At 61.3% G+C, this 20,850-nt stretch carries 18 protein-coding genes and 1 pseudogene; 5 read left to right on the plus strand and 14 right to left on the minus strand.

What is annotated here, in order from left to right; all coding sequences use genetic code 11:
- Positions 1–368: 368 nt before the first annotated feature.
- Complete coding sequence (locus AC07R0_RS11290) at positions 369–3,302, minus strand: MGH1-like glycoside hydrolase domain-containing protein (protein ID WP_495104883.1); 2,934 nt, start codon at positions 3,300–3,302, stop codon at positions 369–371.
- Between the two features lie 49 nt (positions 3,303–3,351).
- Positions 3,352–3,966, minus strand: a complete 615-nt coding sequence (locus tag AC07R0_RS11295) for a hypothetical protein (protein ID WP_495104884.1) — start codon at positions 3,964–3,966, stop codon at positions 3,352–3,354.
- Positions 3,967–4,760: 794 nt separating this feature from the next.
- Here AC07R0_RS11295 and AC07R0_RS11300 point away from each other — a divergent pair.
- The 3 genes and pseudogenes from AC07R0_RS11300 to AC07R0_RS11310 all read left to right on the plus strand — a co-directional run.
- A pseudogene (locus AC07R0_RS11300) lies at positions 4,761–4,892 on the plus strand (TonB-dependent receptor plug domain-containing protein); the annotation flags it as partial.
- Between the two features lie 5 nt (positions 4,893–4,897).
- Positions 4,898–5,107, plus strand: a complete 210-nt coding sequence (locus tag AC07R0_RS11305; RefSeq protein ID WP_495104885.1) for a hypothetical protein — start codon at positions 4,898–4,900, stop codon at positions 5,105–5,107.
- A gap of 29 nt (positions 5,108–5,136) precedes the next feature.
- Positions 5,137–5,562: a hypothetical protein gene (locus AC07R0_RS11310; RefSeq protein ID WP_495104886.1), complete on the plus strand. Its 426-nt coding sequence runs from the start codon at positions 5,137–5,139 to the stop codon at positions 5,560–5,562.
- Positions 5,563–5,873: 311 nt separating this feature from the next.
- Here the strand turns inward: AC07R0_RS11310 and AC07R0_RS11315 are convergent, their stop codons facing one another.
- From AC07R0_RS11315 to AC07R0_RS11345, 7 genes are all read right to left on the minus strand, one after another.
- The gene (locus tag AC07R0_RS11315; RefSeq protein ID WP_495104887.1) at positions 5,874–6,377 is read right to left on the minus strand and encodes a hypothetical protein; all 504 of its coding nucleotides are present in this window, start codon (positions 6,375–6,377) and stop codon (positions 5,874–5,876) included.
- 201 nt (positions 6,378–6,578) lie between these two features.
- Entirely contained in the window at positions 6,579–7,157 is a 579-nt protein-coding gene (locus AC07R0_RS11320) for a GNAT family N-acetyltransferase (RefSeq protein WP_495104888.1), read from the minus strand.
- A 223-nt stretch (positions 7,158–7,380) separates the two neighbouring features.
- Entirely contained in the window at positions 7,381–8,067 is a 687-nt protein-coding gene (locus AC07R0_RS11325; RefSeq protein ID WP_495075331.1) for a GntR family transcriptional regulator, read from the minus strand.
- Positions 8,068–8,132: 65 nt separating this feature from the next.
- Positions 8,133–9,587 carry a dihydropyrimidinase gene (gene hydA, locus AC07R0_RS11330; RefSeq protein ID WP_495104889.1) on the minus strand — a complete coding sequence of 485 codons (1,455 nt, stop codon included), beginning with the start codon at positions 9,585–9,587 and terminating at the stop codon, positions 8,133–8,135.
- A 14-nt stretch (positions 9,588–9,601) separates the two neighbouring features.
- Positions 9,602–10,324 (minus strand): amino acid ABC transporter permease, encoded by a 723-nt coding sequence (locus tag AC07R0_RS11335; protein WP_495104890.1) that lies wholly within the window; start codon positions 10,322–10,324, stop codon positions 9,602–9,604.
- A gap of 40 nt (positions 10,325–10,364) precedes the next feature.
- Positions 10,365–11,198, minus strand: a complete 834-nt coding sequence (locus tag AC07R0_RS11340) for an ABC transporter substrate-binding protein (RefSeq protein ID WP_495104891.1) — start codon at positions 11,196–11,198, stop codon at positions 10,365–10,367.
- A 63-nt stretch (positions 11,199–11,261) separates the two neighbouring features.
- Positions 11,262–12,158, minus strand: coding sequence for a dihydrodipicolinate synthase family protein (locus AC07R0_RS11345; protein ID WP_495104892.1), 897 nt, complete (start codon positions 12,156–12,158; stop codon positions 11,262–11,264).
- 100 nt (positions 12,159–12,258) lie between these two features.
- On the opposite strand from AC07R0_RS11345, the gene AC07R0_RS11350 reads away from it, so the two are divergent.
- Both AC07R0_RS11350 and AC07R0_RS11355 read left to right on the plus strand, forming a co-directional pair.
- A complete protein-coding gene (locus AC07R0_RS11350) occupies positions 12,259–15,204 on the plus strand; it encodes an FAD-dependent oxidoreductase (RefSeq protein ID WP_495104893.1) in 2,946 nt (981 codons plus the stop codon).
- 14 nt (positions 15,205–15,218) lie between these two features.
- Complete coding sequence (locus AC07R0_RS11355) at positions 15,219–16,466, plus strand: M20/M25/M40 family metallo-hydrolase (protein ID WP_495104894.1); 1,248 nt, start codon at positions 15,219–15,221, stop codon at positions 16,464–16,466.
- Positions 16,467–16,483: 17 nt separating this feature from the next.
- On the opposite strand, the gene AC07R0_RS11360 is transcribed toward AC07R0_RS11355, so the two are convergent.
- The 5 genes from AC07R0_RS11360 to AC07R0_RS11380 form a co-directional block, all read right to left on the minus strand.
- Positions 16,484–16,954: a hypothetical protein gene (locus tag AC07R0_RS11360; RefSeq protein ID WP_495104895.1), complete on the minus strand. Its 471-nt coding sequence runs from the start codon at positions 16,952–16,954 to the stop codon at positions 16,484–16,486.
- A gap of 310 nt (positions 16,955–17,264) precedes the next feature.
- Positions 17,265–17,546 carry an antibiotic biosynthesis monooxygenase gene (locus tag AC07R0_RS11365; protein WP_495104896.1) on the minus strand — a complete coding sequence of 94 codons (282 nt, stop codon included), beginning with the start codon at positions 17,544–17,546 and terminating at the stop codon, positions 17,265–17,267.
- A 131-nt stretch (positions 17,547–17,677) separates the two neighbouring features.
- Positions 17,678–19,273 (minus strand): gamma-glutamyltransferase, encoded by a 1,596-nt coding sequence (ggt, locus tag AC07R0_RS11370; RefSeq protein WP_495104897.1) that lies wholly within the window; start codon positions 19,271–19,273, stop codon positions 17,678–17,680.
- The gene (locus AC07R0_RS11375; RefSeq protein WP_495104898.1) at positions 19,270–20,172 is read right to left on the minus strand and encodes a polysaccharide deacetylase family protein; all 903 of its coding nucleotides are present in this window, start codon (positions 20,170–20,172) and stop codon (positions 19,270–19,272) included. The genes ggt and AC07R0_RS11375 overlap by 4 nt, the downstream gene beginning before the upstream one ends.
- 8 nt (positions 20,173–20,180) lie before the next feature.
- Entirely contained in the window at positions 20,181–20,606 is a 426-nt protein-coding gene (locus tag AC07R0_RS11380; protein ID WP_495104899.1) for a nuclear transport factor 2-like protein, read from the minus strand.
- Positions 20,607–20,850 lie beyond the last annotated feature (244 nt).

Genomic DNA, 20,850 nt, shown 5'->3' on the forward strand with positions numbered 1-20,850 from the left:
CGCGGGGCGTTTACGCTCTGCACGGCGCAAGGCCATGCGACCGGATGAACGTTTACTCTCAAATTGATAGCTGACAGCGCAGGTTCCTGCTGTACTAGAGACCGATTCGGTTTGTAAATCATTTGGGGGTTGCAAACGCCATTGGCATCCCCCGCCGGGGATGTTGACGGCGCCACACCCGCCCCAAAATCTCAAGCCAAATAGCCTACTAGCGCAGGAGGAACCTACGCTAGTAGCTATCAATACTGCAGCAATCCCAGGCTACAAAAAGTACCCCAAAGCGGACAGCGCTCGTGGACAAACAATCCATGGCACCTGCTGGATCCAGACGCCCGTAGACAGCCGCAACAGCGGCTTCTAGCCTTCATTTACTGGGTTGCTGTAAATGTCCAGAGTTGGTCATTGGTTGCGTTGTCGGACCATTGCAAAGCGTTGGCGCCGTCCGTCGTCAACATGCTATCAATACCGAGCACCTTGCCGCTGAACTTGTTCACCAGCTTGTAGTAGCCATTGCCGCCATCCACTACTTTCCAGAGATTTCCGGCTATACCGGAGTCAGGGGTCTGGACCGACTTGGTGCCGTTGGAAGACATCATTTGGTCTATGCCCAGTACCTTGGAACTATTGACGTTGACAAACGCGTACGTACCGTCATTGAGCAGCCGAGCACGCCATTTGTGGTCAGCTGTACCTGAGTCAGCCCATTGAACCACCTGCGCGCCATCGCTTGTCGACATGCCTGTGACACCCAGAACCTTGCCACTGTTGCGGTTGACAACCTTGTAAATGGCGTTGGAGGTCAACCCGCTGTCTATCGTCAATGCCCAGCGCTGGTCCAGAGAGCCCACGTCACTCCATTGAAGCGCCAGGGCGCCATCGTTTGTCGCGGCATTGGTTATGGCCAGCACCTTGCCGCTATTGCGGTTGGTGATTTTGTAGGTGCCGTTGTCTGTCGATTCAATCTTCCATTCGTGGTCCGTTGTCCCGGTGTCTGCCCATTGAATGACCTGGGCGCCGTTGCCAGTGGACATGCCGGTGACGCCAAGCACCTTGCCGCTCAACACATTGCGGATCTTGTAGAACCCGCTGCTTTGCAGCTCAATGATCCAGTTGTGGTCAGACGTTCCGTTATCGGCCCACTGCAGCGCTGACGCACCGTCGGTTGTTGCCGCGTCAGCAATGCCCAACACTTTTCCACTATTGAAGTTGACCATGCGGTACCTGGAGCCACTGGCAATGCCATTGCCATAGACTTCAAACTCGCTCATCCCGGTGTAGAAGCCCGACGCATTGTTGAACACCGCACGAATGCGAGACGCATTGACCGCAGAGAAATTGACGGTGTTGACCGTATTCCCCAGCGGCGCCGCAGGCGACTTGACCTGGTTCGGAATATTGACCCACGCGCTGCCATTCCAGTACTGAAGGTTGTAGCTGGTGGGGGCTTTCAGGCCGGTCTCATCACTGAAGAAATACAGCTTCGCGGACGAGACCGTCTTGGTAGCGCCAAAGTCCACCGCATACCAGTCAACGGCATTGCCCGAGGAAAAGGACGACCAGCGGTTCTTCGTATCCTGGTAGTACCAAATCCGGCCGTCATTGGCTTTTCCAGCCGGATCGGTGGAATAGCTGAAGGACGCTGACGCAGCGGGATAACCGCTGCCGGACACATTCACCGCATAGTTTTGAGCGCCAACAGTCGCGCTGGCCACGATGGGCGCAGCGATATTGATGGTTTTCTTGCCCAGCGCCGCCGGACCGACTACCCGCGTGCCATCGACATAAATGGACAGGCCGGCACCTTGGCCGTAGCGGGTACCCGCTGCATCCCACAGAATGGTCAGGGAGTGGCCATGGTAGGCAACGTCTTCAAGAGCAAAGTAGCTCACATAGTTCGGGTCGCTGCTGCTGGTGGGAATCAGGGGGTTCACCTCCAGCACATCGTCGCCGCGTGGCCGCAGACCCACCAACCCGGAAATAACCAGATCAATGTACCCGGAGTGGAAGTAGTGTTGGCTGCGCTCCGGCAAATCGACGATCGGGCCACCCACATCCGGGTCATAGTCTTCCACCAAATACGGCTTGCCATTCTTGTAATGCTGCACCGTGTATTGGTTCAAAACCTTGATGTAGTCGCTGCGAGACACGTTGGTCTGCGTGTAATTGTTGAGCAGATTGGCCATGCCGCCCAGTAACTGGGTTGTCTGGAATGGCCAGCTTGGGCCATTCCACTGGCACTCGCGCAATTTGGTTGCGGCGTCGTACCGGTATTGCCGCATGTAATATTGGTAGCTGGGTTCGTTGGTTCTGATGCCAAATTGGCCATAGAACTTGGACGTATCCATCAAATGCGTCCATGCCATATTAAAGGTGGCATTGTTGTCTGGCAGGCCGTAATACCACGGCGCATACCCTACCAATTCCCGACCGCGGATAAAGTTCCAATTTTGAACGTATTGATTGGATACTTTATATCTGTCAACAAAATGGTTGAAGGACGAATTCCAAAGGCTATTTTGCAAATTCGTTTTAATCGCGGATGCACGACCGGCAAAATCATTGGCGGTAGCAGTATCCGAAGCCAGTGCAGCGATATTACTGATCGCCTTCGCATTGGCATACATATAACTGTTAATGGATGGCCTGAAGGCGTCGCCCCCGGTAAAACCGTCATTACCGCCACTAGCGTCAATGGATGCGATGGTGTATTCGGTGGCATCGTTCAGCGGCACCTGCCAATAGAGCCCACGGGACGCGTCATAGTGGTCGTTCCATGCGTTGTAAACCCGTTTCATATTGGCCAGGTTATTCACCACAAAGCTCTTGTCGCTATCTACCAGGTATTTCTGGTAGGCAGCATCGCTGATCCACTCGCTGAATTGGCGTGGGTCCGCATTCGAATACCAGTGGCTGATGTAGTCATTCACCGGACGGCGGTCCTTTAGCCAACGCCCTTCGGTGATATGAAAGCCCGCCGCACCGGGAATCGTGTTGCTGGGAGCCTGATCCCAACCCATGGCGTTGAGGAATTCCGTGAAAACCTCCTTGTTACCCACATTGCGCATATGCGACTTCAGTACATTCCAGCGGTAGTAGTAAATTTCCTGGATTTTAGGATTGGATATATCCAGAAATGGAATATTGGATTTATACCAATCCCCATCAGGGGCATACGCTGTCAGCAACTGGTCTTTATTAAGAAAATTAGTGGGCGCCGCCAGTAAGACCGATGAATATGCGCCCCCAATGACAAAGAATGCAATGCCAGCATAGATCTTTGATTTTTTTATCTTCAATTTCATAAATGTCTCCAGTTATTTTAATTCTTTAAAATTATGCTGTAAAAATTGATCATTCAACCGGTGCACGCTCCTTTGAGTAATAAGCCATGGCAGCAGCCTTATCACCCGAGGTTGCTGCCTGATATAGAACCTCCTCAACCCGAATTAATGTATTTTTATATTCTTTACCTGCTACCGTGTCTTCATTTTGTGCAATATTTCGCCGCAATTCATTTCCAAGCTCGCTAGCGGAACGCCCATCTCCCTTGGTAAAACGCTCCTCAAGCTGCTTGACGGTATTCGCTGCCTCTTGAATTTCTTGGCGGCAATCGATACCAGATTTTTCAATCTCGGCGGCATTTGCCCCTCTGCATTTGCTGGCCAGCCGTAATTGCGCGGGTATTCCCACGGTATTTGAAGGGGGCTTTTCATTCTGAAACGGCTCACGCACTGCCACTGCAGGCTGGCATCCAGTACCGGCAGTCACATCTGCTCCCGTAATGCATGGGGAATTTTGCGGTACCTGTTTTGCTAAAGGCAGAGTCACACTTCCAGCATCAAGGGCACCCAAATTTTCTTCGGGCACGGGCTGAGTTTCTTCAAGGAAAATATATATACCCAAACCCAATATGAAAAGCACACAGAAAATAAAATGACCAACCCTCCATTTTTTTATTATTCTCATTATTTACACTTGTTTTATGGATTAAATGGGTTATTTTGAACTACTGGGCTGCCAAGCCCATGAAAAAGCATATGCACAGTGGTTTATCAGGATTGAATCCCGGTAAACGCCAACGCGTTCAAACACGGCGCCCGCAGGCAAAGGGAAAGCGAGCGGATATGCCGCAGAGGTTCGTACTGAGCCTGTCTCCTAGAATTTTTATTGCTCGTCGCTTCGTAAGCGAATGTGACGCAGGCACTGGATGTTATGGAAACTTTCCATATCAACCTAATAATGATTTATCGATATTTGATACACGAACAGATATTCACGTATACCCCATCAGCATTTACCCCGAAGTCAATGCAAGGCGAGCACCCTGTGTGCATGTACTCCCCACCTGTTCACCGAGTGCGTGCGGGGTCGGGTCAAACAAGCCGGCGACGCAGCCGCCCCGAATGTCCAAGCCAAATCGCCTTCTAGCGCACGTAAAACCTCCGCTGAAAGCTATAAAAACAATAGCAATTTGTCCATTTACAAGCGCAAGACAACACAAAACAATTACATCAAATGAGAACTATTCTCATATAATGCTTTCACATCCCAGCTAGCCACCCCCGCCGGTCCAGCGCGCACTCCACGCTGTTTGCACCGCCCACCAGCCAGCCCTTGACCCTTTTCAACTGTTGTCAGGTTTTACTGTGGCGCGTCGTCTGCACTCCTCTCCTTTCGCCTTGCGCGAGATCGCTTGGCTGATCAGCCTTTCCTGTGGCTCCATGCTGTCTGCACATGCCCAATCCATCGTTACAACGGCCGTCAAGCGCGCGCCGGCCCGCTTCACTCTGGCCTCGGGCAACACCGGGCGCGACAGCAATGCGGGCTTCAACATCCGCGGCATGGACGGCAGCCGCGTGCTGCTGCTGAGCGACGGCATCCGCATACCGCGCAGAGTATGAGTACCCATAGCATGTACCTGAAAGCCCAGGCCGTGGTCGGCGGCGAGCGCGCCCGAACCCAACTGGCCCGCAGCTGGGCGCACAGCCGCGGCGTGGGCATAGTCGCCGTACTGCATGACCTGAACCTGCACTACGCCAACCAGGCCGTGCTGCTGCGAAGCGTCCGCATCCAGACTGACGGCTGCCCGCACCTCTTGATGGCATAGACCCACAACGCCCCACAACGGAGACCACCATGGTGACCCAGGAAGCCCGCGTCCATGTACTGCAACGCCAGCCGCTGAAGCTGGTGGCCGCCCCGCCGTCCGACGTGGCCTGCGAGCACGCCGCCCTGGTGCGCATGCTGGCCGGCGCCCAGGCCCGTGTGAGCAGCCTGGTGGTGGACTACCAGCAGCAGATCCACGCCCTGCAAGCCCAGGTCATACGCCTGCGCGCCCGCGTCATCCTGCGCGACACCATACTGGCCTGGCTGCGCGAAACCCTGGTGCAGCTGGAGCCCGCAGCAGCCGACGATTTGGCAGCCCACCACGCAGCGGCGGACTGGGTGATCTGCCAAACTGGCTGCGTCAGCCACGGTGGCTACTGGCGCGAAGACGACAAGTGCCGGCGCACGGGGAAGAGCTGCACCATAGAAGGCATGAAGGTTGAAATACCGCGCTAGCGCCGATGGAATGTGCACAGACAGCTATTGAAAAAATAGCATGATTGCGTTTGACGCAAGACAACTTGACTCTCTGCTATTTCACAACCGCAGGTTGTCTCTCTCGATGGGACGGCTGACGGGCTGAGTTGGTGCAGCGGGTATCTCGGCCTCGGGACCCGAAGCCGCCGGTTGTTTCGCCCGAAAGCGGCCATACATCCAACCTTTAGCGGCAGTGGATGGGTTAGTGCAAAGCACGGCCTGGGGTGGAATTTCTCTTGATGATCAAATCACATTCCTCGACAGCATCGGCGATCCTGTCTTTAATACGTTTAACAAGCGCTGTCGACGGACGTTTGCCAAACTCCACGCGGGTTGCGGTTCGCTCGATGATCGCAGTGACGTACATCAAAATCGCGATCAACTCTTTGAAGCTGAAAGACCAGTTCAGGCGAGGGAATCTCAAAAACAGGAATTGCTCGAAGGGACAATTGCATAGAAGCTACTTGCTCCACGGCAATGTTTTTTGCGTGGTGGGTGCCCAAAGCGACCCGCTCAGCGTTATCGACAATGAGGCGCGCTCTCCTCAGAACGTATTTGATGGTTAACGCTTTAGTCAACTTCTCATCTTGCCTGCGAGCGTCAAACTCGCGTTTAGCTGCAGAGGCCTGCCAACTGGCAATTCGCGCAGCAGCCAGAATTGCAGCAATCGAGCCAACGGCTTGAACCCACGATGCCCATTCGGACTTGTTCCAGCAAAAGTGAAATCCCAGCCCGACGAAGACCCCAAGCGATACACCCAGCAGTGCAGCCCATCCTACCCATTTCTTCCACATGGCATCCCTTGTTTTGCAGGAGTGTCAGTATGACCGACACCTCCAGCTACACTGAGTTACACAGCAAAAGGAATGAAATAAACCCATGGCGGCTAAAGGCCGCTCCTGGCAGCATTCTGCCTTTGTCACCACCTTGCGTACGCATCGGTTCAATGTTTGTCGCTTGCTCGGTTCTTCGCACAACATTTGCGACAGCAGGTCTCAAACATCGATGCGGAATCGGAGTTCCGGTGTGCCGCCAAGGCATGGTGATTTGACAAACGCTTCTACCAGAACACCGCCATTGGCCCGAATCACCCGCTGTGACGCCAAGTTTTCAGGGCTAGTGGTGATTTCGACATAACTCAGCCCCTCAGCGGGCGTATCGAGCAACAGTAAGCGGAGCGCCTCTTTTGCGTAACCCCGTCCACTTTTCCACGGCACAACGCTGTATCCAATATGGCCAAGGCAATAGTCGGGCAATATATTGCTTCCTGAAGACCACCGCAGGCCTATGCTGCCGCAAAACTCGCCATCCCACAACCAACGTCTATACCCGGGCAGACGAGGTACCGTCGTTCCATCTGGAAGCTTTACAGGATCACCTCTAGCTTCCCGGTCGACGAGACTGCCGAGAAAACGAGCGGAGTCAGCTTGTATCAACAAGAGTTCTTCTTGCGCAAACTCTGGCCGGAGATTGTTGGGCGACCACCCCTTCTCCAATGCCGCGACATAGCCGGGAAGATAGGTAGGTTCTGGCCAAACAAGCCTTACGTTTGAACTGGGTGTCGCAAGTGGCATATCTTCAGTAGATTGGGTATTTGTGCATCGACTGGAAAGCAGTCGGGCATGCTTGGTTGTAGTCGATGCCCGCCATCGACGAACCACATTCGCGTATCCACTAAAAATATCACAACACCTACGGCATCGAATACCTCATGCGCTTCAGGCCTCCAGCGCAATATCCACGTGCGCAAACAGCTACATATTAAATAGCACCGACTGCAGCCCGATAGCCCACACCTCAATCGGTAAGCGCCCGCTTCACGTCTTCCTGCAGGTTGCGCAAATGCTCGCGCATCAAGGCGCTGGCGCGCTGGGCGTCGCGGTCGCGCAGGGCCTGGACGATTTCGCCGTGCTCGTCGTGGTTCTCGCGCTGGCGGTGCAGCGGGCTGTGCAGGCGGAACAGGCGGGCGTTCACGCGCAGCTCTTCCACCAGGCGGGGGAAGACTACGTTACCGCTGGCGGTGGCGATCAGCACATGGAAGCGGTCGTCGAAATGCCAGTGCTCGACCTCGCTGTGCTCACCGGCGTTGAGCGCCTCGATGTCGGCCTGCAGGGCATCGATCTGGGCATCGGTAATCTTGCTGACGGCCATGCTGATGGCTTCGCACTCTATGACTTCGCGGGCCCGCATGCAGTCGAAGTATTCCTTGGTACCCAGCGCGCGCACGGCGTAGGAACGCGCGTCGCGCCGCACCAGCAGGCCCTCGCCCGCCAGCCGCACCAGAGCCTCGCGCATGGGGGTGCGGGAAATGCCCAGCACCTCCGCCAGGTGGGCCTCTTGCAGGGGACTGCCAGCGGGAATCTGGCGGTCGAGGATCATGGTGCGCAGCCGGTCGTAGGCCTGCTCGGCCAGGCTGGCCGAGCGCACTTCAAGCGGCGCGATCGTGATGGTGGCGGGTTGGGCCGGGCTGGGAAGGCTGGGCATACGGGTGTCTATGGACAAAAAAGTGCGGCAAGCGTATCAGACCTTAGCCTGACACCACCAGTTGATCAAAGCCACTTGTTCAGCGGGTTGCCCTCATTGGGCACGCGGGGCCGCAGGCAGGGCTGGAACTGGCCCGAGCCAGCCTCGGCGTTGAACACGCCGTCCTGCCAAACCACGCGGCCGCGCGACACCGTGATGCCGGGCCAGGCGCGCAGCTGCATGCCCTCGTAGGGTGTGTAGTCGGCAGCGTGGTGCAGCATGGTGTTGCGAATGGTGATCTCCTGCCCTTCGGGAAAGATGTCCCAGACCACGAAGTCGGCGTCGCCGCCCACGGCGATGGTGCCCTTCTTGGGGTACAGGCCGTAGAGGCGCGCGGGGTTGGTGGCGGTGAGTTCCACAAAGCGGTGGATGTCAATGCGGCCGGCCAGCACGCCCTCGCTCATCAGCAGGGGCAAGCGGGTTTCTACACCGGGAATGCCGTTGGGGATGCGGTCGAAAGAGGCGTCGTCACCGGCCACGCGCTTGCCGTCCGGGCCCTGCATATTGAAGGGTGCGTGGTCGGATGAAAAGATGGTGAAGATGCCGCTGGACAGGCCGTTCCAGATGAACTGCTGGTTGGCCTTGTCGCGCGGCGGCGGGCTGCAGATGCAGCGCGCGCCGTGCATGGGGTCGTCGGGGTTGATGCCCAGGTCGTCGGCACTCAGGAAGAGGTACTGCGGGCAGGTTTCGGCATGGATGGGCAGGCCGCGGCCGCGCGCCCAGTGGATCTGCTCGACCGCCTCGCGGCCGGATACGTGGACGATGAGTATGGGCGTGTCGATCAGCTCGGCCAGGGCGATGGCGCGGTGCGTGGCCTCGCGCTCCACCGCCATGGGGCGCGAGCTGCTGTGGTAGCGCGGCGCGGTGAGGCCGGCGTCCAGCAGTTGCTCGGTCAGCCAGGCGATGCAGTCGCTGTTCTCTGCGTGGATCATGGTCATGGCGCCGTGTTTGCGTGCCGTGGCCAGTACCTCGATGATCTGCCGGTCGTTCAGCTTGAGGTCGTCGTAGGTCATGTAGATCTTGAAGGAGGTGTAGCCCTTCTCGATCAACGCGGGCAGCTCGCGCTGGGTCACGTCCTTGGTGGCGTCGGCCACGATGAGATGGAAGGCGTAGTCGATCACCGCCTTGTGGTCGGCGCGGCGGTGGTAGTCGTCCACCGCGTCCTGGATGCTATGGCCCTTCTGCTGCGCGGCAAAGGGCAGCACGGTGGTGGTGCCGCCGCAGGCCGCGGAGCGGGTGCCGGTGTAGAAGTCGTCGGCAAATCGCGAGCCATCGCTGGTAGGTTGGTCGAAGTGGCAGTGGCCGTCCACGCCCCCGGGGGTGACCAGGCGGCCGGCCGCGTCGATTTCGCGGTCGGCATGGCCCTCCAGGCCCTGGGCGATGGCGCAGATGCGGCCGTCACGCACGCCTATGTCGGCACGGTAGCGGTCGCCCACCGTGGCGATGTCGGCGTTGCGCAGTATCAGATCGTAGGTTGCCATGCGGCTTTCTCCGGCTAGCGTTGTTCAAGCGATGTGTCGGCGGGCTTCTGCTTGGCAGAGCTGCCATGGCCGTAGGCACGTCCGTAGTGCTGTTCGATGCGGCGCTGTATCAGGTCCCACACCGTGGTCATCAGCAGGTAGTAGATGGCGGCCACGGCAAACAACTCCAGCACCATGAACTTTTCCTGTATCAGCACCTGGGTGCGGCGCAGCAGCTCTTCCATGGAGATCACCGAGGTGACCGAGGTGGTCTTGAGCAGGCCGTTGATGCTGTTGCCCAAGGTCGGGATGATGAGCCGCATGGCCTGCGGCACCACGATGTAGCGCATGGTCTGCGCGTTGCTGAAGCCCATAGCCTTGGCCGCAGCGGTCTGCCCGGCCGACACCGACTGGATCCCCCCGCGCACGATCTCGGCCAGGTAGGCGGCCTCGTTCAGGATCAGGCCCAGCAGGGCCGACTCGATCACCGACAGCTTCAGCCCCAGCTGTGGCAGGCCGGTGAAGATGATGATGAGCTGCACCAGCAAGGGCGTGCCGCGGAACACCCAGATATAGAAGTGGGCCGGCAGGGCCAGCCACGCACGGCCGGACAGCCGGGCCAAGGCCAGGGCGCCCCCCACAACCATGCCCCCGGCAATGGCCGCCAGCGTCAGCCAGAGCGTGGTAAGCGCGCCGCTCAATATGTAGGGGTTGAACAAATAGTCGGCAAACCCCGACCAGTTCCAGCCTTGACCCATGGACTATCCTTGCAGCTCAGTGTGTGGTGGAGGCCAGCGTTCAGCCGGCTGCGGGGCCTTTGACGGTGACGGCGCCGTCAATCGGCTTCACGCCGTACTGGTCGAACAGCTTCTGGAAGCTGCCGTCGGCCTTCATCTCGTTCAGCGCCTTGGCCATGGCGTCGGCCAATTCCTTGTTGCGCGACGCGATCGCCACCGGGGTGGGGAACAGGCCGCTCAGTACACGGTCGAAGTCGCCGCGCTTCTGGTATTCGGTGGCGGTGGAGTCAATGGATAGCGCCACTTCGACCTGACCGGCACGCAAGGCCTGGAAGGCCATGGCGAAGTTCTCGAAGGTGCGGATGGTCATGCCCTTCATGCCTTTGTCGGTCAGCTGCTTGTCCAGCTCACGCGCCTTGCGCTCCTCAAAGCCGCCGATTTCCACGCCTATGCTTTTGCCCGCCAGGTCGTCCGGTTTGGTGATTTTGAGCGGGTTGCCCTTGGGGGTGCTAATGCTGATGGCCTGGTTTTCATACTGCAGCATCTGCATCATTTTGGCCCGCTCTTCGGTGTAGAAGATGCCGGTGTTGATCACATCCCAGCGGCCGGCCTGCAAGCCCGGGATCATGGCCGAAAACTCGATGCGCACGTATTCCGGCGTGAGGCACAGGCGCTTGGCGATAGCTTCGCCCAGCTCCACCCTCATGCCCTTGAGTGCACCGGTCTGGTCGACAAACTGCATGGGCGGCAGGGTCGGGTTGACCGACATGGTCAGCGTGCCCTTTTTGACCAGGGCCGAGTCCGGCACCGGGGATTTGCAAGCCTGCGCGCTCGCAGTGCCCAAGCCGAAGATGAAAAGAGCCGTCGCGGCGCCAAGAGCGGGAAGCAGTTTCATGGTGATTTCCTTCAAAGGTAGGTGGAGACAGCAAACAGAAAGCGGGGAAAGTAGTAGCGGTATTCAGGCGCGTATCGAGTCGATCAGCCCCAGTCGGTCCAGCGCCTGGCGCAGGTCCACGGCATCGGCCTCGGGCAGCGGCAGGCGCGGGGCGCGCGGCTTGCCGACCGGCAGACCCATCATCGAAAGGCCATCCTTGGACGCAGCCACATAGCGGTGGCCGCCGACCCAGCGCACGATGGGCAGCATTTGTTTGTAGAGCGCCAGTGCGGCGGGCATGTCGCGCTCATCGGCCACCAGCTCGAACAGGCGGGCCGACATCTTGGGGATCAGGTTGGAGCACACGGCCACCCAGCCCTGGGCACCCAGCCAGAACGACTCGTAACCCAGGATGCCGGCAAACACGGTCATGCGGTCGCCGCACAGCTCGATGATGTCGCGCACACGGGTGACTTCCAGCGTGGACTCCTTGATATAGCAGCAGTTGTCTATGCGGGAGAGGCGCGCAACCAACTCGGGCTTGAGGTCCACATTGGCGGTGGCGGGGTTGTTGTACAGCATGATGGGAATGCCGATGGACTCGCCCACCTTGCGGTAGTGCGCGAACAACTCGTCGTCGGTGGGGCTGCTGTAGAACGGCGGAATGATCATCACGCCGTCGGCGCCCATGCCCTCGGCCTCGCGGCTCAGGCGCACGCACTCGTCGGTCCACTCCGCACCAGTGCCGATCAACACGGGCACGCGTTTTGCTGCGGTACTGACGCAGGTCTCGATGACCAACTGGCGTTCATCGGGGTTCAAGGACAGGAATTCGCCGGTGCTGCCCAGAGGGATCAGGCCGTGAATGCCCTGCTCAATCTGCCAATTGACCAACTTCTTCAACGCGGGCACATCGACGTGCTTGCCGTCCGCAGTCAAGGGGGTAATAAGCACCGTATAGGTGCCACGGAATGCTGTCATTGCCGGTCCTGGTGAAAAATGGGATGACGATGTATTTGTATACGTGTAGTATACGTATACATTCAAACACGTCAACGCAATTTTTTGCACCGCACATTCCATGAGCACCCGACTGACCCATCCCGCCGTCACCACCAGCGGGCGCCCCATCCATTTCTGGTACGACGGCCAGAGCCTCCAGGGCCTGGAGGGCGAAACCATTGCCGCCGCCCTGGCCGCCAACAACATTCGGCAGATGCGCCACACCCGTGAGGGCGAACGCCGGGGCATGTACTGCGGCATGGGCGCCTGCTTCGACTGCCTAGTCACGGTAGATGGCCAGGCCAGCCAGCGCGCCTGTCTGGTCAAAGTGGCCGATGGCCAGAAAATTCGCTCGTCCATGCCCGCCGGCACCCCGGAAGACCCGCTGCGCCCGCTCACTCCAGAAGCCGGCAGCGAGCCCGCGACCCGGCACGTAGACCTGCTGGTGGTGGGTGCCGGGCCGGCCGGCCTGTCGGCCGCGCTGGCCGCACGCCAGGCCGGCGCCGAAGTACTGGTGCTGGACGAGCGCCTGCAGTCCGGCGGCCAGTTCTACAAGCCACTGGCCCCGTCGCAGCAAACCAGCACGCCGTTGGATGGCCAATTTGCCAAAGGCCTGGCGCTGGAACAGGCGGTGCGGGATGCCGGCGTCACCGTGCTGCAGAGCGCCCAGGTCTGGGCGGCTTTTTCACCCCAGGAAGTGGGCGCCCTGATCCATGGGCAGGCCACGGTGATCCATTGCAAACAGTTGGTGATTGCACCCGGCGCCTACGAACGCCCCATGCCCTTCCCCGGCTGGACGCTACCGGGCGTAATGACCACGGGCGCCGCCCAGACCTTGGCGCGCGCCTACCGCGTGGCGCCGGGCCAGCGCGTGCTTGTTGCCGGCAACGGCCCGCTGAATTTGCAGCTGGCCGCCGAGCTGCTGGCCGGTGGTGCCCATGTCGTCGCGGTGCTGGAATCGGCGCCACGCCCCACGCCGCGCCAGTGGCGGCAGATGCTGACGGCAGCACGCACCGCACCCGACCTGCTGCGCGACGGCTGGCGCTATTTGCGTCAATTGCGTGCCCACAAGGTACCGCTGCTATGGGGCCACTCCGTCGTCGCCGCCGAGGGCGTGGGCCAGTTGCAGGCCGTGCAGGCTGCTGCGCTGGATGCACAGGGCCAGGCCACGATTTCGAAAGCGCTGCGCTACGAGGTGGACACCTTGTGCCTGGGTTATGGCTTCATTCCCTCCACCGAACTGGCCCGCATGCTGGGCTGTACACACCGCGTGGCCGACCGCCATCTAGGCTATCTGGCCACCGTGACCGAGGCGGACGGCGCCACCAGCCTGCCCGGTGTGTACGTGGTGGGTGACGGCGCCGACATGGGCGGCGCGCGCGTGGCCCAGGCACGCGGCACGCTGGCCGGGTTGGCTGCGGCGCGCAAGCTGGGTTTACACGCTACCGAGCCCGCCGGTACGCAGCACCGGCTGCAGCAGGCCGAATGCTTCCAGCAGGCACTGTGGTCGCTCTACCAGGCACCGCCCATACGCTTGCAAGACCTGCCCGACAGCACCTTGCTGTGCCGCTGCGAAGAAATCAGCTTTGGCTCGGTGCGCGCGCAAATCCGCGCCGGGCGCGACACACTGGCGGCTCTGAAACGCAACACCCGCCTGGGCATGGGACGCTGCCAGGGACGCTATTGCGCAGTCACCGCCGCCAAGCTGGTGGGGGAGATGACGGGGCGCCCGCCAGAGGTCGAACAGTACTTTGCGCCACGTCCCCCGGCCAAACCGGTGCCTGCCGGCGCACTGGGCTTCGAGAAGCCCGAATGGGGTGGCCACAAGCACGCCATCACGCCGAATCTGGCCCGCCCGGTGGAGCACATGGTTTTTGCGCCTGTGCGCACGGATGTGCTGGTCATCGGTGCCGGCGTGTTGGGCTCCTGCCTGGCTTACTACCTGGCCCAAGCCGGGCAGAACGTCACCGTGGTGGACCGCGACGACACCAATCTGCAAGCCTCGGGCGCCAATGCCGGCAGCCTGCATGTGCAGTTGCTGTCCTTTGACTTCGGCGCCAAGGCCCAGGAAGGTGGCGGCCCGGCCGCGGCCACGCTGCCGTTGGGGCCGATGTCGGTGCGCCTGTGGCAAGAGATTGAAGCCGACTGCGCCGAAGACCTGGAGATCAAGATCACCGGTGGCCTGATGGTGGCCGACAGTGCCGCCGGCATGCGCTTCATCGAGGCCAAGGCCGCGCTGGAGCGCAGCTACGGCATAGACGCCCAGGTGATTGATGGCACCGAGCTGCGCCGCCTGTCCCCCGCCCTCTCGGAGGACCTGCTGGGCGCTGAGCTGTGTCCCATGGAGGGGAAGATCAACCCGCTGCGCGCCACCTACGCAGTATCCAGCCGGGCACAACAACTTGGCGCACGCATGCTGCGCGGCTGCAATGTGCAGTCCATCACGCGCCAGCCCGGTGATGGCGCCGGCTTTGTGGTGCAGACCTCGCGCGGCAGCATCCACGCCGGGCGCATCATCAACGCCAGCGGCGCCTGGTCCAGCACCATTGGCGACATGCTGGGCGTGAAGATTCCTGTCAAGGGCGCGCCGCTGCAGATGATCGTGACCGAGCCCGCGCCGCACCTGGTCGACCATTTGATCGCCCATGCCGACCGACACCTCAGCCTGAAGCAGGCCGCCAGCGGCGGCCTCATCATCGGCGGTGGCTGGACGGCGGCCTTCAATGAGGGCATGCGGCTGAACCGCGCCGAACGCGCCAGCATCGAAGGCAGCCTGTGGGTCGCGCGCAAGGTGCTGCCGGCCGTCAGCGGTTTGCACATGCTGCGCTGTTGGGCCGGCATGAACGTCAACATCGACGGCGCACCCATCATTGGCGACGTGCCCGGTGTGCCTGGCTTCTACAACGCCGTCAGCTCGAACGGCTACACCCTGGCCCCCATCGTCGCCAAGCTCACCACCGACCTGGTGGTGCATGGACGTACCTCTATCGACATGTCTCCCTTCCACATCAACCGCTTCCTTTGAACCTTTTTTAATCTATGCCCCAGACATCTTCCGCACGCGACACGCTGCGCCAATACATCGACGCCCATTTCGACGAGCAGGTGCGCACGCTCACGCAGCTGGTGCAATGCCCGTCCGACAACCCGCCAGGCAACTGCGCACCGCACGCCGAGCTGACCGCCCGCCTGCTCACCGCCATGGACTTCGAGGTTGAAATACACCCGGTACCGCCCGACTTTGCCGCCGCACAAGGCATGCAAAGCGTGAGCAATGTAATCGTGCGGCACCGCTTTGGCGATGGCCCCACGGTGGCGCTGAACGCGCACGGCGACGTGGTGCCGCCCGGCGGCGGCTGGAGCACCGACCCGTACGGCGGTGAGGTGCGCGACGGCTGGCTCTACGGGCGCGGCGCAGCCGTTTCCAAGTCCGACTTCACCACCTATGCCTTCGCACTGCGCGCGCTCAAACAACTGCAGGCACAGGGCACGCCACTGGCTGGCACGGTGGAGCTGCACCTGACCTATGACGAAGAAACCGGCGGTATGACCGGGCCAGGCTGGCTCTTGTCCCAGGGCCTGAGCAAACCCGACTACGTGCTGTCAGCCGCCTTTTCGCACCATGTGATCGTGGCCCACAACGGCTGCCTGCACCTGGAAGTGACGCTGCGCGGCAAGTCGGCCCACGCAGCGCGGCCCGACACCGGCGTTGACGCCATCGAAGCCGCGGCCACACTGTTGCCCGCCCTGTACCGCCACCGCGATGCGCTGGCCCTGCGCCCATCGCAAACGCCCGGCATCAGCCACCCGACCCTGGTGGTGGGGCTGATCCACGGCGGCATCAACACCAATGTAGTGGCCGACACGCTGAGCCTGCGCATAGACCGGCGCATCGTGCCCGAGGAAGTGCCCGAGGCAGTAGAGGCCGAGCTGCGCAGCGTGATCGAAGACGCCTGCCGCGCCCTGCCCGGCATCACGGTAGAGATACGGCAAATCCTGCTGGCCCGGCCGTTCGCGCCAGCGCCCGGCGCCCAGGCGCTGGCCGAGCTGTTGTGCGAGGAGGCCAGCCTGGTCATGGGCAAACCGGTAACGCCGATTGGCGTGCCGCTCTATACCGATGCGCGCCTGTACAGCGAAGCCGGCATTCCCACCGTGATGTACGGGGCCGGCCCGCAGACATTGCTGGAGGCCAACGGCCACCGCGCAGACGAACGCGTGCCGCTGGACGAACTGCGCAAAGCCACCGTGGTGGTGGCCAATACTTTACTCAGGCTTTTAACGGCCTAGCGCACACAGCACTTGCCTCAGCTGTTATCAAAAATATAGCGCAGGGGTTGGAAGGCCTCGTCGCCCACGGCCTTCTGGATTTTGGGCGCAAGGCTTTTCAAGGCGTCCAGATCCCCGGCCCGCTCCACCGCCAGGTTCAGCATGAAGCCCTTCAGGCCCAGACCGCTGGTGAGCTGCACCGCCGTCTGGTAGGCCAGCATGTAGCGCTCGGCCGAGCCCAGGTCCTGCAGCTTGGCGCTGGTGACCGCGGTGGAAGGTTTTTCTGAAGGTGCAGCGGCCACGAATTCAACCAGGCCCAGATCGTGCAGCTGCTGAAAATCATCGGCCGACAGGCCCATGCCGCCGATCTGCGCCAGTATCTTGGCGATGCTTTTCTTGCCGTCGCACAGGATCAGCGCCGAGCGCTGCGCAATCTTCATCTTGGTGGACCGGTCCTTGATGACCAGGTTGCCCTTGTCAGTCTTGGCGGGGCAGAGGCTGGTGTCCATATCGCTCCTTGTTTCTTGTTGTACCTGACAGGCTAACGCCTAAGCCCCGACGAGGCTTACACCAACCAGCGTAGGGGGCCTTAAATACGCTACCGAGTGACGGATTTGGCACCGGCCAACACACCAGGGGCTAGGAGTCTGGGCGGCAGAAGGCGTCGTAGCGAAAAGCGGCCCCAGCGAGGACAGTTTTTGCCGGATTTGCAGCCCAATAGCTCCGCTATTGGGCAAAAAGACGGTGAAAGCGCAGCTTCTATAAAAATGGACCGCTGCGGTCGCTTTGCAGCCGACGCTCCTTCTGCCGCCCAGACTCCTAGAGCGTACCCGCTTCCAGCTGTTCCAGGTAGATGAATTCTGGCGCCTTTACTCCGGCATCCATGCGTATCTGCACCAGCCGGGACGACTCAAAAAAGGCGCGGGCCTGGGCCAGCGAGGTCCAGGCGGAGAAGTGCACGATCTTGTTCGCGTCGGTGTCATAGCGCAACACCTGGTAGCTGCGCTCGCCGGCCTCAAAGCGGATACCGGCAGCGGCGTCGAAAACCTTCTTCCAGGCGGCGTAGTCCTGAACCTCGTGGATGATGAGTACGTGTTGCATGCGGTCCTGCGGTGAGTGTGGCAAAGCTTGGCGGCATTGTGCGCCTTGCCGCCCCGGCCCTACCGGATTGCAAGCTTTTTAGGCTTCCAGCGCAGATAGTACCTGCACTGGAAGCTATCAATTAAATAGCATCAACCGGGCAAACCCAAAGCCAGCCCGTCGCTGCGTGGGTCGTGCGCACCGCGCATCTGGCCGCTGGCGGGGTCGATGCGGATGGCGCCAGGGTGTCCCATCAGCGGGCTTTGGCGCGCCACCGGGCTCAGGGCGTGGCCACGCCGGGCCAATTCGGCGAACACCTCGGGCGGCACGTCTTCTTCCAGCTTCAGCGAGTCGCGCGCGTCGGAGAAGGTTTTGCCCAGCAGAAAGCGCGGCCGGGCCAGGGCGCTGAGCGGGTCCATGCCGTAATCGATCATGCGGGTAAGTATGGCGGCCAGGGTCTGCGGCTGGCCGTCGGCACCCTGCGTGCCGTACAGGATGCTGGGCTTGCCGTTTTGCAGATACATGCCGGGGTTCAGGGTGTGGAACGGGCGCTTGCCGGGTGCCAGCACATTCGGGTGCTGCGGGTCCAGCGAGAAGGCCGCGCCCCGGTTGTGCCAAAGCACACCGGTATCGCCCACCAGCACGCCGCTACCCCAGTCGAAATAGGTGGTGGCTAGCATGGACACGGCCTGGCCCCAGCGGTCTACCGCGCCGATGTAGACCGTGTCGCCGGTCTGGAAGGGCTGCGGCCAGGGCAAGGCCTGGTCCATGCGGATGGTGCTGGCGCGCTGGTCCAGGTGGGCCGGAGACAGCAGGCGCTCGATGGGCACATCGGCATGTTCGGGGTCGGCCACATGGCGGTTGCGGTCCATGAAGGCCTGCTTGATGGCCTCGACCAGCAGGTGGTAGTAGTCGGCACTGCCCTCGGGAATCTGGGCCAGGTCGAAACGCTCCAGGATGCCCATGGTCTCCAGCGTGGTGATGCCCTGGGTGGGCGGCCGGTGGGCCAGCAGCGTGCCGCCCCGATACGGCACAGACAGCGGCGCCTCCACCCGCGCCCGGGTGCGGGCCAGGTCGGCAGCCGTCAGCGGGCTGCCGGCCTGGGCCAGGCCCTGCGCGATACGCGCGGCCAGTTGGCCTTCATAAAAGTCGCGCGGGCCGCGGACCGCCAGGGTTTCCAGCGTGGCAGCCAGCGCCGGCTGCTGGCGCAGAAAGCCGGCAGCGGGCACCGCGCCCTGGTACAGAAACTGGGCGGCGACGCCGGGCAGCGCCGCCATCTCGGGCAGACGCATCTGCAGCCAGAAGCGCTCGGACTCGGAGATGGCAAAGCCGTCGCGCGCCTGGGCTATGGCCGGCACCAGCAGGCGCTGCCAGCCCAGCGACCCGCCCCAGGCTTGGCGGCTGATCTCAAAGGCCTGGCCCAGCAGGTCCACCGTAGCGGCGGTGGTCAGCATGGACTGCGGGCCGCGCACAGGAATTGCGCCGCTGTAGCCGGGCAAAACCTGCGGCGCCTGGCCTATGCCGGAGAGGGTTTGCACTTGGCCCGCCTTGTCGGCGATCAGCATGAAGGCGTCGCCACCCAGGCCGCAAAAATGCGGGTAGACCACGCCCAGGCTGGTGGCGATGGTGATAGCGGCCTCGATGGCGTTGCCGCCGGCGGCCAGCACGTCCAGCCCGGCTTGCGAAGCCAGCGCGTGCGGGCTGGTGACCATGCCCTGGGTGGAAGCAGCGTTGCGGGTGGCGCTCATGCTGCGTGCACCTGCTCGGCGTGCTGGCAAATCTGGCCGGGTGTGCAGATCCAGATCTGGCCGGCATCGCGCGCGCGGGCGATGTGCTCCAGCGCGCGGCGCAAGTGCCGCAGGCGGTAGGGTTGGCCGACGATGTAAGGGTGCAGCGCAATGCCCATGACCAGCGGTTGCTGGCGGGCCTGCTGCAGCATCTCGTCGAAGTTGTCTACCACCATGTCGGCAAAGGCCTTGCCGTCCATGAGCCGGCCTATGACCATGGGGATGTCGTTCAGCTCCTGCGGGTAGGGAATGGACCACAGGCGCTGGCCACTGCGTGTAGCCATGGCGGTGGGCTGGTCGTCATGGCACCAGTTCAGCGTGTAGCTGTAGCCGGTCTCGGCCAGCAGATCGGGCGTGCTGCGGCTCTCGGCAATCCAGGGCGACAGCCAGCCGCTGGGCGCCGTGCCGCTGTGGCTGGCTATGCGCGTGCGGCAATCGGCCAGCAGTGCGCGCTCGTCTTCTTCGCTGAGATTGGCCTGGTTGAAGGCATTGCTGTAGCCGTGGCCGATCAGCTCGTCGCCACGCGCCACAAAGGCCTGGACCAGCTCGGGACAATGCTCGTACAGCGCGGTGTTGATGAGTGCGCCGGTGGGCAGTTGCAGCTGGTCGAACAGCTCCAGGCAGCGCCAGGCACCCACGCGGTTTCCGTACTCGCGCCAGCTGTAGTTCAGCACATCGGGCTGCGCGGTTTTGGGGCCTATGCAGGCGCCCAGGCCTTCGCCAAACGCAAAGTGTTCGATGTTGAAACCCAGGTACACCGCCAGCTTGGCGCCATTCGGCCAGCTGTAGCGGGCACGGCGGATGATGGGGCTGTAGGCAAAGCGGCCGTTGCCGGGGATGGGAGGGGCGAATGTGCTCATGTCTGCACTCATATCGGCTCGCACAGGCCGGCGCGCACCAGCAGCCATTCGGCGCTGTCGTTCCACACGTCCATCTGCACGATCAGGCCGCGGCGCACCACGTAGCGGTCTACATAGCGGTTGCCCTCGAAAGCCGTGCCGTCGGGCCAGGCGCCGTACAGGGTGCCGATGTTGTAGACGATGGCCTCGGCCTCGGTGGCGCCGGCCACCACGTCGGTCTGTTCAAACTTCTTTTTCACCCAGGCATAACGGCTGGCGTTGAAGGCGCTGCATTCGGCCGGGTCGCGCATGGCACGGCCGCCGGTGAAGCGGATGCGCAGCTCGGGCGCAATGAAGGCGCGCGCGCCCTCGGGGTCGGGCACCATGATGGTCCGCAGAAAGCTTTCCACCAGTTCTTTGGCCTGCAGTGCAGCCGGGGGGATGTCGATAGGCATGGTTCAAAAAAGCAATGGGTATGCCAGTGTGCCGCATCCACCCTGGTGCCACTTAAAACCAAGCACACAACCTACAGGTCTTTCAGGCCTCTATCGCAGTATTTACGTACGCTGGCAGCTATCAAAATAATAGTACCCCGAATATGGAGCCAGATCGCCCGTCTGTCCCCTGGCCCACCCATAAACCGAACACAAACACCCCTCGCCAAACGATTGCCAAAATCAATGGGTTGCAAATGATAGT

The sequence above is a fragment of the Rhodoferax sp. GW821-FHT07F03 genome (assembly GCF_059418745.1).

What these genes read in the sequence shown, in the direction of transcription:
- AC07R0_RS11325 (WP_495075331.1), bottom strand. Translation starts at nt 8,067, where the DNA reads ATGCCCAGCCTTCCCAGCCCGGCCCAACCCGCCACCATCACGATCGCG.
- AC07R0_RS11295 (WP_495104884.1), bottom strand. Translation starts at nt 3,966, where the DNA reads ATGAGAATAATAAAAAAATGGAGGGTTGGTCATTTTATTTTCTGTGTG.
- hydA (WP_495104889.1), bottom strand. Translation starts at nt 9,587, where the DNA reads ATGGCAACCTACGATCTGATACTGCGCAACGCCGACATCGCCACGGTG.
- AC07R0_RS11340 (WP_495104891.1), bottom strand. Translation starts at nt 11,198, where the DNA reads ATGAAACTGCTTCCCGCTCTTGGCGCCGCGACGGCTCTTTTCATCTTC.
- AC07R0_RS11335 (WP_495104890.1), bottom strand. Translation starts at nt 10,324, where the DNA reads ATGGGTCAAGGCTGGAACTGGTCGGGGTTTGCCGACTATTTGTTCAAC.
- AC07R0_RS11315 (WP_495104887.1), bottom strand. Translation starts at nt 6,377, where the DNA reads ATGTGGAAGAAATGGGTAGGATGGGCTGCACTGCTGGGTGTATCGCTT.
- AC07R0_RS11355 (WP_495104894.1), top strand. Translation starts at nt 15,219, where the DNA reads ATGCCCCAGACATCTTCCGCACGCGACACGCTGCGCCAATACATCGAC.
- AC07R0_RS11290 (WP_495104883.1), bottom strand. Translation starts at nt 3,302, where the DNA reads ATGAAATTGAAGATAAAAAAATCAAAGATCTATGCTGGCATTGCATTC.
- AC07R0_RS11310 (WP_495104886.1), top strand. Translation starts at nt 5,137, where the DNA reads ATGGTGACCCAGGAAGCCCGCGTCCATGTACTGCAACGCCAGCCGCTG.
- AC07R0_RS11365 (WP_495104896.1), bottom strand. Translation starts at nt 17,546, where the DNA reads ATGCAACACGTACTCATCATCCACGAGGTTCAGGACTACGCCGCCTGG.
- AC07R0_RS11375 (WP_495104898.1), bottom strand. Translation starts at nt 20,172, where the DNA reads ATGAGCACATTCGCCCCTCCCATCCCCGGCAACGGCCGCTTTGCCTAC.
- AC07R0_RS11345 (WP_495104892.1), bottom strand. Translation starts at nt 12,158, where the DNA reads ATGACAGCATTCCGTGGCACCTATACGGTGCTTATTACCCCCTTGACT.
- AC07R0_RS11360 (WP_495104895.1), bottom strand. Translation starts at nt 16,954, where the DNA reads ATGGACACCAGCCTCTGCCCCGCCAAGACTGACAAGGGCAACCTGGTC.
- ggt (WP_495104897.1), bottom strand. Translation starts at nt 19,273, where the DNA reads ATGAGCGCCACCCGCAACGCTGCTTCCACCCAGGGCATGGTCACCAGC.
- AC07R0_RS11305 (WP_495104885.1), top strand. Translation starts at nt 4,898, where the DNA reads ATGAGTACCCATAGCATGTACCTGAAAGCCCAGGCCGTGGTCGGCGGC.
- AC07R0_RS11350 (WP_495104893.1), top strand. Translation starts at nt 12,259, where the DNA reads ATGAGCACCCGACTGACCCATCCCGCCGTCACCACCAGCGGGCGCCCC.
- AC07R0_RS11380 (WP_495104899.1), bottom strand. Translation starts at nt 20,606, where the DNA reads ATGCCTATCGACATCCCCCCGGCTGCACTGCAGGCCAAAGAACTGGTG.
- AC07R0_RS11320 (WP_495104888.1), bottom strand. Translation starts at nt 7,157, where the DNA reads ATGCCACTTGCGACACCCAGTTCAAACGTAAGGCTTGTTTGGCCAGAA.